At 70.9% G+C, this 13,047-nt stretch carries 10 protein-coding genes; 3 read left to right on the forward strand and 7 right to left on the reverse strand.

What is annotated here, in order from left to right:
* Positions 1 to 36 precede the first annotated feature (36 nt).
* Positions 37 to 1,968 (forward strand): ABC-F family ATP-binding cassette domain-containing protein, encoded by a 1,932-nt coding sequence (locus tag KRR26_RS05415; protein WP_120201466.1) that lies wholly within the window; start codon positions 37 to 39, stop codon positions 1,966 to 1,968.
* Positions 1,969 to 2,015: 47 nt separating this feature from the next.
* On the opposite strand, the gene KRR26_RS05420 is transcribed toward KRR26_RS05415, so the two are convergent.
* Positions 2,016 to 4,469 (reverse strand): ABC transporter permease, encoded by a 2,454-nt coding sequence (locus KRR26_RS05420; protein WP_217079261.1) that lies wholly within the window; start codon positions 4,467 to 4,469, stop codon positions 2,016 to 2,018.
* A 361-nt stretch (positions 4,470 to 4,830) separates the two neighbouring features.
* Between KRR26_RS05420 and KRR26_RS05425 the strand changes: the two genes are divergently transcribed.
* Complete coding sequence (locus tag KRR26_RS05425; protein ID WP_233576536.1) at positions 4,831 to 5,628, forward strand: flagellar motor protein MotB; 798 nt, start codon at positions 4,831 to 4,833, stop codon at positions 5,626 to 5,628.
* 40 nt (positions 5,629 to 5,668) lie between these two features.
* On the opposite strand, the gene KRR26_RS05430 is transcribed toward KRR26_RS05425, so the two are convergent.
* Complete coding sequence (locus tag KRR26_RS05430; RefSeq protein ID WP_217079262.1) at positions 5,669 to 6,157, reverse strand: FKBP-type peptidyl-prolyl cis-trans isomerase; 489 nt, start codon at positions 6,155 to 6,157, stop codon at positions 5,669 to 5,671.
* A 68-nt stretch (positions 6,158 to 6,225) separates the two neighbouring features.
* Positions 6,226 to 7,506, reverse strand: coding sequence for a dicarboxylate/amino acid:cation symporter (locus KRR26_RS05435; RefSeq protein WP_120201474.1), 1,281 nt, complete (start codon positions 7,504 to 7,506; stop codon positions 6,226 to 6,228).
* Between the two features lie 106 nt (positions 7,507 to 7,612).
* Here KRR26_RS05435 and KRR26_RS05440 point away from each other — a divergent pair, with 106 nt between their 5' ends.
* Positions 7,613 to 8,251, forward strand: coding sequence for a 2OG-Fe(II) oxygenase (locus KRR26_RS05440; protein WP_120202285.1), 639 nt, complete (start codon positions 7,613 to 7,615; stop codon positions 8,249 to 8,251).
* On the opposite strand, the gene KRR26_RS05445 is transcribed toward KRR26_RS05440, so the two are convergent.
* The 4 genes from KRR26_RS05445 to KRR26_RS05460 all read right to left on the reverse strand — a co-directional run bounded on the left by KRR26_RS05445 (position 8,230) and on the right by KRR26_RS05460 (position 13,022).
* Entirely contained in the window at positions 8,230 to 9,003 is a 774-nt protein-coding gene (locus tag KRR26_RS05445) for a DNA-methyltransferase (RefSeq protein WP_120201476.1), read from the reverse strand. The two genes, KRR26_RS05440 and KRR26_RS05445, sit on opposite strands and share 22 nt — an antisense overlap.
* 64 nt (positions 9,004 to 9,067) lie before the next feature.
* A complete protein-coding gene (locus tag KRR26_RS05450; protein ID WP_217079263.1) occupies positions 9,068 to 9,832 on the reverse strand; it encodes a hypothetical protein in 765 nt (254 codons plus the stop codon).
* A gap of 66 nt (positions 9,833 to 9,898) precedes the next feature.
* Positions 9,899 to 10,849, reverse strand: coding sequence for a DUF2381 family protein (locus tag KRR26_RS05455; protein WP_217079264.1), 951 nt, complete (start codon positions 10,847 to 10,849; stop codon positions 9,899 to 9,901).
* Between the two features lie 70 nt (positions 10,850 to 10,919).
* Entirely contained in the window at positions 10,920 to 13,022 is a 2,103-nt protein-coding gene (locus KRR26_RS05460) for a serine/threonine protein kinase (RefSeq protein WP_217079265.1), read from the reverse strand.
* Positions 13,023 to 13,047: the final 25 nt, after the last annotated feature.

Consider the following 13,047-nt stretch of genomic DNA (forward strand, 5'->3'; position numbering starts at 1 on the left):
GGGGGCGCCTTTCGCGCTTTTCGGAGGTCTTCGCACGTGACGCTGCTTCGCGCCGCCAATGTCCAGCTCAGCTTCGGCAGCCGCACCGTCTTCCAGGGCCTCACGCTCACGCTCGAGGAGGGCGAGCGCGTGGGACTGGTGGGCGTCAACGGCTCGGGCAAGTCCTCGCTGATGAAGATATTGGCGGGCGCGGCCCGTCCGGACACCGGCGAGTTGCAGCTGCGGCGCGGCGCCCGCGTCACCTACCTCCCCCAGGAGCCCGTGTTCGAGCCGGGCGCCACCGTGGCCTCCGAGCTGTCCGTGTCCCAGGCCCCCCTCAAGGAGGCCCTGGCCACGCAGGCCGAGCTCACCCGCCGCTTGGAGGCCGCGCCCCCCGAGGCCCACGAGAAGCTCCTGGAGCAGCTCTCCGCGGTGAGCGACCGCATCGAGCAGTTGGGGGGCTGGGACACCGAGCACCACGCGAAGACGCTGTTGGACCGGCTGGGCGTGCGCGAGTGGGACCTGCCGGTGGCGCAGCTCTCCGGTGGCTTGCGCAAGCGCGTGGCCATTGCCCGCGCGCTGCTGACGCGGCCGGACCTGCTGCTGCTGGATGAGCCCACCAACCACCTGGACGCGGACACGGTGGACTGGCTGGAGGACGAGCTGGACAAGCTGCCCGGCTCGCTGCTGCTCGTCACCCACGACCGCTACTTCCTCGATGACCTGGTGGACCGCATCGTGGAGATCCAACCGGGCGGGGGCGTGACGTCCTACCCCGGCAACTACGCGGCCTACGTGGAGCAGAAGCTGGTGGCGCAGCAGAACGCCGAGGTCGCCCAGCACAAGCGCGAGCGGTGGATCTCCCAGGAGGTGGCGTGGCTGCGCAAGGGCGTGGAGGCGCGCCGCACCAAGAGCAAGGCCCGCATCGAGCGCGCCCAGAAGCTCATGGCCGAGAAGGGCTTCCAGCGCCCCAAGGTGGCGGAGCTGCGCGTGGTGGCCGCGCCCCGGCTGGGCCACACCGTCATCGAGGCCGAGGGGCTCCAGAAGTCCTTTGGCGAGCGCAAGGTGTTGGACGACGTCAGCCTGCTGCTCCAGCGCGGCGAGCGGGTGGGCCTAGTGGGCCCCAACGGCGTGGGCAAGACGACGTTCCTGCGCGTGCTGCTGGGGGAGCTGCCCGCGGACGGCGGCAAGCTCGTCATCGGGAAGAACACGAAGGTCGCCTACTACGATCAGCAGCGCACCCAGCTCGACCCCGAGCAGACGGTGTACGAGGCCGCCTCGCAGGGCGAGGAGTGGGTGGAGCTGGGCGACGAGAAGATCGCCCTGCGCGACTACCTGGACGACCTGCTCTTCCCGGTGCCCATGCAGCGCATGAAGGTGGGGGCGCTGTCCGGCGGCGAGCGCAACCGGTTGCTGCTGGCGCGCCTGTTCATCGAGGGCGCCAACGTGCTGGTGCTGGACGAGCCCACCAACGACCTGGACATCGTCACCCTCAACGTCCTGGAGCGGCTGCTGTTGGGCTTCCAGGGCAGCACGCTGCTCGTCACGCACGACCGGTACTTCCTCGACAAGGTGGCCACGTCCATCCTGTCCTTCGAGGGCAACGGCCGCGTCGTCCGGTACGAGGGCAACTACGAGATGTACAAGCGGCTGAAGGAGCAGGCCGCCCCCGCGAACGCCTCCCCCGCCCCCAAGCCCGCGCCGAAGAAGGAGGAGCCCACCGCGGCGGCTCCCGCGGCGAAGGCGGCGCGCAAGCCGGGCAAGCTGTCCTACAAGGACCAACGCGAGCTGGATGGCATGGAGGCCACCATCGAGGCGGCCGAGCAGCGCAAGGCCGGCCTGGAGGCCCAGCTCGCCGACCCCGGCGTCTACAGCAACGGCGCCAAGGTGGCCGAGGTGAACCAGGCGCTGGAGACAGCCGCCAGCGAGGTGGACCGCCTCTACGCCCGTTGGCAGGAGCTGCAGGACCTGGCGAGCGGCGCCGCGTAGCGCCGTCCCGCCAGGCCGTGTGACACCTCGCGCGTCACCTCACCGCGTCAGTCGTAGCGCAGCGCGATGATGGGGTCGACGCGCGAGGCCCGCCGCGCCGGCAACCAGATGGACACCAGCGCCACGCCCAAGAGCAGCAGCGGCGCGCTGACGAAGGACCAGGGGTCCAGGGCGCTGACGCCGTGGACCACGCTGGACACCACCCGCGTGAGCGCCAGCGCGCCCACGACGCCCACCGCCGCGCCCACCGCCACCGAGACAAAGCCCTGGCGCAGCACCAGCAACACCACCTGCCCCTTCGTCGCGCCGAGCGCGAGCCGCACGCCCATCTCCCGCGTCCGCTGGCTCACCAGGTACGACAGCACGCCGTAGATGCCCACGGCCGCGAGCACCAACGCGAGCCCGGCCATGAGCCCCAGGAGCACCATGTTGAAGCGCTCCGAGCCGAGCGAGCGCTCCACGTGCGACTCCAGCTTCAGCGTCTCCGTCACCGGCTGCTGCGAGTCCACCGCCCACAGCTCGCGCTGCGCATCCGCCATCACCGCCGCGTGCGTCCCCTGGGACTTCACCACCAGGCACTGCGGCAACAGGTGCACGAGCATCTGCCCGAGCTTGTCGGACATCTGTCCCGACGGGACGTATGTGATGTTGGGCACCTCCTCATCCAACCCGCGCTCGTACACGTCGCGCACCACGCCCACGATGCGGCGGGGCACGCGGTCTCCGAACGGCACCGAGTGCGCCAACCGGATGTGCTGCCCCACCACGTCCTCGCCCGGCCAGTGCTTGCGCGCCATGTGCTCGTTGATGACCACCACGGGCTCCGAGCCAGCCCCGTCCGACTCCGTCAACAGGCGGCCCGCCACGAGCGCGATGCCCATCGCGGAGAAGTAGTCAGAGGTCACCGGACGATACTGCGCGCCTCCCGCGCCCGGGCCGTTATCGTTGCCGTCGTACTTGCCCTCGATGCTGAAGCTCAAGCTCGGCCCCTGCTCCATGGGCAGCGTGCTGGTGAAGCCCGCGGCCTGCACCCCCGGCAGCGCCCGCACCCGCTCCACCACCTGCCGATGGAAGCGCTCCAGGGCCGCGGGCTGCGCGTAGCGCGTCTCGGGCAACGACATGCGCATCACGTGCACGTTCTTCGGCTCGAACCCCGGGTCCTTCTGGCTCAAGGACACGAAGCCGCGGATGAGCAGCGCCGCGCCCACCAGCAACACCACCGCGAGCGCCACCTGTCCCGACACCAGCCACGCCCGCGTCCGTCCTCCGGCACGGCCCGCGGTGGCCCGCTGCGCGCCTTCGCGCAACGCCCCCGACAACTCCGGCCGCGACGCCTGGAGCGCCGGCAACAAGCCGAAGAGCAACCCGGTCATCACCCCCGCCGCCATCGTGAAGGCCAACACGCGCCCGTCGACGCTCACCGACTGGTTCACGAGCAACTCCGAGGGGGCGAGCGACAAGAGCAACGGCAAGCTCACCACGGCCAGCCCCAACCCCAGCACCGAGCCCACCACGGCCAGGAGGATGCTCTCGGTGAGCATCTGCCGGATGATCCGCCCGGAGGAGGCGCCCAGCGCCGCCCGCACCACCAGCTCGCGCTGCCGCGCCGCCGAGCGCGCCAACTGGAGGTTCGCCAGGTTCACGCACGCGATGAGCAACACCAGCGACACCGCGCCAAGCAACACCCACATCGCGGACTGGAGGTCCCCCACGAGGAAGTCGCGCAGGTCCTCCGCCACGAGGCTCACCTTCTCCTCGAGGATTTTCGGCTCGTCCGCGCGGAGCTGCGTGGACAACGTGCTCAACGCCGCCTCCAACTGCTGCCGCGACAGGTCCGGCTTCAGCCGCGCGGTGAAGAACAGGTAGTTGGAGTAGTCCCGGTTGCTCATGTCGAGTTGGAGCGGCGTCCAGAGCTCGGCGCCCGCGGGATAGGCGAAGCCCTTCGCCGCCACGCCCACCACCGTGTACGGCTCGTCATTCATCATCATCGAGCGGCCCAGCACGTCCGCCGCCCCACCGAACTGCCGCTGCCACAGGCCGTAGCTGAGGATGACCACCTTCGCCGCGCCCGGCACGTCATCCTCGGGGAGGAAGTCGCGCCCCAACTCCAGCCGCGTCCCCATCGTGTCGAAGAAGGGCTGCGTCACCCGCGTGCCCGCCAGCCGCCGCGGCATCCCCTCGCCCACCGTGTTGAAGCCGGCGGGGATGACCTCGAATGCCGTGACCTTGCTCACCACTGACATTCCATGCGCCTGCCACCACGCCAGGAATGCAACGGATTGCGAGGAATTCGTGCCATGCACGCCCCGGCGTTGCACCTGCACGAGCTGCTCGGGGTTGCGATACGGCAGGGGGCGCAGGAGGACGCCGTTCACCACGCTGAAGATGGCGGTGTTCGCGCCGATGGCCAGCGCGAGTGTGAGCACGGCCACCAGGGTGAAGCCGCGGTTCTTGAGCAACACGCGGCAGGCGAAGCGAAGGTCCTCGTACAACTTCGTCATGGGGGGGCACCTCGGGGCTGGTGCGGTGCCCTACGGCGCGAAGTCCCTCCCCATTGCTGGAGACCCGCGTGATTTCGCGAACACCCTCGGGGCGGCGCTCCGCGTCATGTCTCCACGAAATGAACAACAGAAATTCAAAAAACGACCAGCCGTGGGGATTCGTCCCGTATGTGTTCCGGAGGTGCGGATCAGGCGCCGTCCCCGCACTCCGTTCCGTTTGATGAAGGAGTTCCCCTCAGTGCCCCGCTCCCCGTTCGCGTTCCTGGTCGCTGCCCTGTCTCTCGCTTTCGCTCCCGCCGCCGCGCGCGCAGAAGGCGAAACACTGAATTCCCTGCCACGGTTCGACCTCCAGCGACTGCGGATGGATCCGTCGGCGCTGGGCTCGTTGATGGTGGGGACGGGGCGGACGCTGCCGCAGGGCATGGCGCGAGTCTCGTTCAACTTCCACTACGAGAACCTGCCCATGCGCTTCCAGACGGCCTGGGAGCCGGGCGCGGGCGTGGGGCTGGTGGAGAACAAGATGACGCTGTCGCTCACCGCGGCGTACGGCGTCTTCTCGTGGCTGGACGTGGGCGCCGAGCTGCCCTTCATCATCTCCCAGAATGGCCAGCCCACCCTGGCGTACTCGCAGCCGCATTCGAGCGGGCTCGCCACGCCGTGGCTGAGCGCGCGCGTGGCGCTGCTGCGCATGACGCACCAGGCCCCCCTCAACCTGGCGGTGGCCATGACGGCGGGGCTGCCGGTGGGCAACGAGGCCGCGCTCGGCCGCGAGGACCACGTCTATCAACCGCGCCTGCAGCTTGGGTACGTGGGCGACGGCTTCCAGGTGGGCGGCGAGGCCAGCCTCTACCTGCGCCAGAAGCGGGACCTGTCGCCGGTCTCCTATGAGGACAAGGACATCGTCGGCAACGAGCTGCGGCTGGCCGCGACCGTGACGTCGCGCGAAGGCGAGACGACGCGCGGCGAGGTGAGCGCGCTGGTGGGCCTGCCCCTCCAGGGCGGCCGCATCGGCGCGGAGCTGCTGGTGGCCATCCGCCGCCACACGCTCCCGGGCCTGGACCTGTACGTCATGGGCGGCCCGGGCGTGGGCGCGGGCCTGGACACGCCCACCTTCCGCTTCGTTGCGGGGGCCTCGTTCGCGACGGACAAGGTGGACTGAGCGGCCCGGCCGCGCGCGGACCGGGCCCGCTGACCGGGCCTCAAGCCGGGTGGTGATGTCCGTCCGGGCCGTGCGCGTGGCCGTGGGAGCGCTCCTCGATGGAGGCGTCCCGGACCTCCTGTACGGTGACGTCGAAGTGCAGCGTCTTGCCGGCCAGCGGGTGGTTCATGTCGATGACCACCGAGTCCGGGTGCACTTCCTTGATGAGCAGCGGCAGGTCTCCCTGGTCCGTCTGGGCCATCAGCGTCATGCCCGCCTTGGGCTCCAGGCCCTGAGGCAGCATGGCCCGCGCCACGGTGCGCACGCCCTGCGGATCATGCTCCCCATAGCCCTGCCCCGGGGGCACCACCACCGTGCGGCTCGAGCCCACGTCCACGCCCTCCAGCGCGTTCTCCAGCCCCGGGACAATCTGCCGGTGGCCGTGCAGATAGGCGAGCGGCTTGCCGGGCGCGCTCTGGTCGATGACCTGCCCGTCGCCCAGGTGCAGGCGGTACTCCAGCGAGACGACTCGGTCCTTCGCGACCTTCATGGACGGCTCCTTGGTGGGCGACGACTGCGCAACTGCTGGGTGGAAGGTGGGGGTGGGCGCGCATTCCGTCAGGAGGAAGCGGGCTCTGACGCTCCCCCTCCGTCCGAGGGGGCAGGCGGTTCCGCGCGCGCCACGTAGACGGCCGCGGCCAGGTCTCCGGTGACGTTGAGCACCGTGCGACACATGTCCAGGAACCGGTCCACGCCGAGGATGAGGCCCAGGCCCTCCACCGGAATCTTGAACATGCCCAGAATCATCGCGATGACGGGGATGGAGCCCGCCGGCACGCCCGCCGTGCCAATGCCCGCCAGCACACAGATGAACATGATGATGGCCTGCTGCTGGAGGCTGAGCGGCACGCCGTAGACCTGCGCGAGGAAGAGCACCGTCACGCCCTCGAACAGCGCCGTGCCGTTCTGGTTCATGGCCGAGCCGGCGGTGAGGACGAAGCGCGACACGTTGCGCGGCAGCTTGAGGTTCTCCTCGGCCACCTTCAGCGCGGTGGGCAGCGTGGCGCTGGAGGAGGACGTGGAGAAGGCGGTGATGATGGCCAGCCGGCAGTCGCGGAAGAACTGGATGGGGTTGCGCCCGCCCAGGAAGCGCACGGACAGCGAGTACACGACGAACATGTGCAGCCCGAGCGCCAGCAGCACCACGCCCACGTAGGACGCGAGCTGCCGGAGGATGTCGAAGCCCAGGCGCGCCGTCATGGAGAACAGGAGCGCGCCCACGCCCACCGGCGCCAGCCGCAGCACCATGTCGATGAGCCGCATCATCACGTCATGCAGGCCCTGGATGGTCTCTCGCAGCCGCACCGCCGGCTCGCCGGGCGTCAGCGCCAACCCGATGCCGAAGAGCAGCGAGAAGACGATGAGGCCAATCATGTCGCCGTCCGCCGCGGCCTTGATGGGGTTCTTCGGAACCATCGACACGACGATGGCCACCGGCGACGTGCTCTCCAGGGCCGGCGCCGCGCTCACCGTGGTGCTGCCGTGCGCCAGGGCCTTGGCCTCGTCGCTCAGCCCCACCCCCGGCTGCAGCGTGTTGACGAGCACCAGCCCGATGAGCACCGAGATGACGGAGAAGACGACGGTGTAGCCGAGCGTGCGCGCGCCGAGCCGGCCCACCTGCTTCACGTCCAACTCCGCCACGCCCATCACCAACGCGGCGAAGAGCAGCGGCACCACCAGCATGAGCAGCAGGCTGATGAAGATCTGCCCCACCGGCAGGGTGAGGTTGGCGATGCACCAGTCCAGCCAGGGGGCGGCCTTGCCCGCCAGCGCGCGGGCGGAGAGGCCCGTCACCGCGCCGATGGACATGCCGAGGAGCATCTTCTGGTGCGGCTTCATCCGAGAATCTCCGCGCCCACCCTGTCCGGTGGGCATTGGGCCGCGCAGCCTAGCGACGAAAGGGAGTGGCGCGCACCCTCCCTTCGACGGAAAGCTTGTGCCCCGCGTGCGAACCCTCGTCCAGCTCACCGAAGCCGCCCTGCCTGCTCCCCTCTTCCACCGCCTGCTCCGGCGCGTGAGTGCCGTGGGACAGGAGCGCCTGCGAACCACCTACCAGACCACCTTCTGGTACGACTTCGGCCCGCCCACCAACGTGGTGGAGCAGGTCGTCCACACGCTGCGTCCCACCCTCGCCGCGCGCCGCCGCATCGCGGGCGTGGAGTGGTGGCTGTCGCGCATGAGCCCCAACGACGTGCGGGTGGACTTCCACCAGGACCTGGACGAGCGGCTCGCGCGCGCGGGCGGACCGAGGGTGCACCCGCGCATCTCTTCGGTGCTGTTCCTCAACCGCGTGCGCGGCGGCGCCCTGGCGGTGACGCGCGAGCTGCCGTGCGACGACAACCCCTCGCTCGCCCCCTCGCGCTTGGACAACCTGACGCTGGTGGCGCCGCGCCCCAACCGATTGGTCGTCTTCGACGGGACGCTCACGCACGGCGTCCTCGATGCGAACAATGACATCCCCGATGGCCGGTTGCCCGGCACCGCGCGGGAGCGCCGCACGTTGGTGATGAACTGGTGGACCGCGCGCCCCACGGACGTCCCGACGTGGGCGTCGACGCGGCACTACCGGGCGCTGGCCATCTGACGCGCCGTCTCTCGCAGGCGGTGTGTAATCCGCTCCGCCCACTCCGGCTCGACCTCCATGCACGCAGGGCGCCGCCCCAGCCGCAGCGCCGCCGAGGGCATGGAGCCACTGCCCGCGAATGGATCCAACACCGTGTCGCCGGGCCGGCTGTACGCGCGCACCAGCGGCTCCAGCACGGAGAAGGGCTTGTGGTGCGGGTGCCCGCCCCAGCGCTCGGCCTCCGCGTCATCGTCGTAGCCTCCGACGACGGCCCACACGGGCGACACGTCTTGTGGGGCCAGCGGCGCGGGGGGCGTGCGCGCGATGACGAGCGCGACCTCGTACACGCGCAGGAGCTGCTCGTTGGCGTTCTTGTCCGTGGTGCGCTTGCCCCAGGTGTACTCGCCCCACAGGTGCCCGTAGCCCACGCCGCGCGCGGCGGTGAGGATGGGCTCCTTGCCCAAGAGGTTCGTCCAGATGACGAGCGGCGCGTCGGGCGTCAGGTGCGCCACGGCGCGCCCGAGCCACGCCTCGGAGAACGTGCGGTAGTCGCGCACGGTCTCGAACCGGACGATGGGGTTGCGGTCGATCTTCTTGTTCGCGCGCGGATCTCTCAGGTCCCCGCCCTTGCGCCGCCGCGTGAGCAGGCAGTACGGCGGATCCGTGTGCAACAGGGTGGCGCGGGTGTCGCCAAGGGCGGCGCGGTAGCCCTCCGGCTCGCGCGCGTCGGCGCGGACGCAGCGCAGGGACTCGGGCGTCAGGTCGGCAGTCATCGTGAGGGGCCCACCCTACACGTCGCCGCGCGAGGCTCAAGGCCCGCATGACCTCCGCGCCCCTTCAGCCGCGCACCCCACCGCCGTGAGCGTCCGCGGGCGGAATGAACCCCGTGCGCACCACGATGGCATAGCGGGGAATGGGCGGCAGCTCGGAGAGCGCCCGCCGGAGCGACGCCTCGCGCCCGCGCTCCCGGGACGCCTCGCCAGACAGGCGATACACAAGCCCCCACGCGAGCCACAGCGCCGCGCCCAACCCCAAGGGCCACTCCCACGCGCCCGCCGCCCCGCGCCACGCGAGCACCGCCGCGCCCAGCCCGCCCGCCGCCACCAGCACGGCCACCAGGCACCCGGATACGTGCAAGGGCGCCGTCCAGCGGCTCGGGGGCGGCTCGCCCGGGAAGCCCTCTTCCTCCAGGCGCATGGCGTGGGGGGTATACACGTAGAGGTCCACCGAGCAGTCCCCCGGCGGCACCTCCACGTCCAACAGCGGCGGCGCCTCCTCGGGCGTGCGCCCGGACACCGCGCCCACGCCCACCAGCCACAGCCTTCCCGAGGGCGCCCGGAGCCACAGTCCCGTGCGGGACACGCGCGCATACCGGGCGGCGGTGGCCGGGGCGGGCTCATCCACGTAGAGCGCCACCTCGCCGGCGAAGTGCCGCGTGCCCTCCGTCTCCAGGAAGCTGCAGTCGCCCCGCTCCGCCGCCACGGCGTAGCCGCGGTGGGCCACGAAGTCTGGACCCACGGTGGCGCGCATCCGGGCGCACACCTCGCGGTCCACCAGCAAGCCAGGGCCGTCCTCGACGCGCGCGTCACAGCCGAGCTTCATGCGCTGGAGTTCTCCCGTCCCAAGGAGGCGCGCGGCCCGGGTGCCGCGGCACGCCCACCTCGGAGTCTACGAGGAGAACACCATTTCGAACGAGGCCTGTCCCCCGCCGTCCGCATCCGAGAGCTTCAGCGTGAACCGGCTGAAGTCCTCGAGCGTCCCATCCTCCACCTGCCCCTCCACGAGGAGGCTCGTGAACCGGGGGGGCGCATCGACACCCGCGTTCCACTGGGAACGGAGCTTCACCTCCCGGCCTCGCCGGTCCAGCAGCACCGGCCGCCCGGTGGCCCACCGCTCCGACCCTTGGGTCTCGACAATCAACCGCAGGGCCAGATGGGGCGGCATCAGGTAGCGCGTGACGGAGAAGACCTGCGCCGTACATGCCCCCCGGCACACCACCGCGTGTTGCGTCACGCGGGAGAGCGAGAGCGGGCCAACCCTCGTGCGCTTCAGCAGCTCCGTCAACGGCCCCGTCTCCTCGACCGCGGCCGGAGCGGGCCGCTCACACACCGCCGGGGCGGCCCCCTGGGACTGGCGCAGCTCGGTCCGGAGCGACTCCACCTGGGCCTCCAGCCGCGCCACCTCCGCCCGGTAGGACTCCACCGTCCGGGGGCGGCGATTGACCTCCACCTGCCGATCCACGGGCTGACCGGGCTCGGCGGCCCTCAGCAGGAAGGTCGCGCGCGCGGGCGCGGCGCCGTCCCGATAGGCCACGCTGAAGCGCAGCCGCTCCCCGGGCCGTAAGTCCGCGGACGGCAGCACCACGACGTGCGACGCCCCGCCCATCAGCCGCGCGAAACGCTCGCGCCCCTCCAGGTCCAGGCGCTCCGACTGGATGTCCGAATCAAAGAGGAAGGTGGTGGACAACCCCGGACCAATCACGACCTCCGGAGTCGAGCCTCCGCTCCCAGACGTCAGCTCGATGCGCCGCACGGACGCGTCCTGCGAGACCGGGGGAGCGGCAGCCTCGACCCTGTAGCCAAGGAGGACCGCGAACGCGATCAGACACCGGAAGCGCACGATGGAGAGGCTCCTCGCAAGAACCTACGGAACGTACGGGGCTCTATCACGGAGGGCTGACAACGCGTATCTAGCGGGGCGCATAATCGCCGCGCCGGTAGACTTCCACATCCTGTCCGAAGCTGTAGACCGGAACCAGCAGGAGTGGGTTGAACAGCTTGCGCTCGACGGCGGTGTCGCCCTTCTGGACGGGGTACCCGTAGCGGGCGGTGACCTGCCAGTAGAACTGCATGCAGACGGGAATGTGGCGGCCATCCGGCATGCGCGCCTCGTTGATCCACACGTGCGTCGCGGCCTCGGTGAAGAAGACCTTCCCGATGTAACGCGTTCCCTCGGGGAGCGAGTGCCAGGAGTAGGGCCCGATCTGCAGGGCGTAGATGGGCCCTTCCTTGACCACGGACTCGTCCATGGTGCCGTTGACGAGCAGCCCGTCCATCCACTCGTGGTACTTGAGGCCCACCGCGCGCATCGCTTCGACGGCGCCGGGTGGGCAGGGCTCCGTGGGCTGAGCGGCGGGGAGGCTGGCGGGCACGGTGGCGCACGCGGCGCCCAGACACGCGGCGACGGCGGCTCCCGAGGCCTTCTTGAGCGCGCCGTGGGGTTCCGTCCGGCGCTTCTTCGCGATGGGCTCGGGAGCGGGCTCCACCGGGTCAGCGGTGCGGACGAAGGACGCGTCAAGCGGCTCGGGAAGCACCGTCCCGGCATCGGCGGGCGGCGCCGCCGCGAGCGCGGCGTTGGCGGGAGGGGAGGCACGGGTCACGGGGACAATTCCTTTCTTGGGGGCAACAGGCGCCGTCACACCTCCGGAGCTCGGGGCGAGGCGAATCCACCCCAGCGTCACCAACCCCAGGACAAGCAGCGCGCCCGCACCCACCCTCACGGCGGCACGGCGGCGCTCACGGCCCGGAGCAGGCATCTCGGGGCGCGCGTCAGCAAGACTGCTGAGGTGCTCTTCCGCGAAACGGCTGAGGTGTTCTTCCGCGGGACTGCTGAGAGGCTCCTCCGCGGGATTTCTGAGAGGCTCTTGCGCGGGACCGCCGCCCTGCTGCGCGTCCGCGGGACGGACCAGGCGCTCCTCCACGGGACGGACCAGGACCGGCGCGGGCGTCGGGGCCTCCGACTCCTCGAGTTCGGGGGCCCCCGGCGGGGGGGCCAGCGACGCGTCAGGAGGCAGCGGAGGGTCGGCCTCGTCGTCGTCCTCCACCTGGGGCGCGAGCCGCAGCCCCGGGCCCTCCCCTGGCACGTCCAGGGACACCCGCCACGCGGGCTGCCGCTTCTCCTTCGCCGCGTCCCACAGGGCCTGCAAGAGCGCCTCGGCGCTCAGGTAGCGGTCCTCGGGGCGCTTGGCCAGAAGCCGCAGCGCGATGTCGCCCAGCACGGGCGGAACCTTGGGGTTGAGCACGTGCGGCGGCCGAGGCGTCACCGTCTCGATGGCCGGCAGCAGGCGGTCGTACGGGAGCTTTGGGTCGAACGCGTACCCGTCCGTCAGCGCCTCGTAGAGCAGCGCGCCCAGCGCGTACAGGTCGCCCGGGACGCCCGCGTCGAAGTGCGCGCCCTTCTGCCACGAGCCTTCGCGCAGGAACGCCACGCACTCGGGGGGTAACAGGTGCGGCGATGCGGGAGCCACGCCCACCGTCAACGTGGACACGCCCGGCATGCGCACGGTGCCCAGGTCGATGAGGACGGGCCGCTCGTCCTCGCGGCGCACCAGCAGGTTGTCGCCCTTGAGGTCGCGGTGGTGCACGCCGCGCCGGTGCAGGTCCGCCACGCCTCGGACAATCTCGGTGTAGACGGAGAGCAGGTGCGCCGCGGTGGGCTTCACGCGCCAGCGCCACTCGTGGAACGTCTCGCCGTCCACGAAGTCGGTGACGAAGTAGAAGTACCCGTTGGGTGGGTCCGGCCAGCGGTCCACCGCGTGCACGCGGGGCAGGTGCGGGTGCGGAGAGCACGCCAGGAGGGCCGCCACCTCACGCGCGAGCCGACCGTTGATGTCCTCTTCCTCGGAGGCATGCGGGCCGGCGGGCCGCAGCGCCATCTTCAGCGCGAAGTACTGGCGGCCTCGCTCCACCTTGAAGACGCGGCCGAAGCCTCCCGCGCCCAGAGAGCCCACGATGCGCCAGGGGCCAACGTGGTGGTCCGGACCGAGCTGGTCCGGATGAAGAGGCGTCGTCATCGGTGAACACCTTCCAGGAGCGGCC

It is taken from the genome of Citreicoccus inhibens (assembly GCF_019039035.1).
In the GTDB taxonomy this organism is placed as follows: domain Bacteria; phylum Myxococcota; class Myxococcia; order Myxococcales; family Myxococcaceae; genus Citreicoccus; species Citreicoccus inhibens.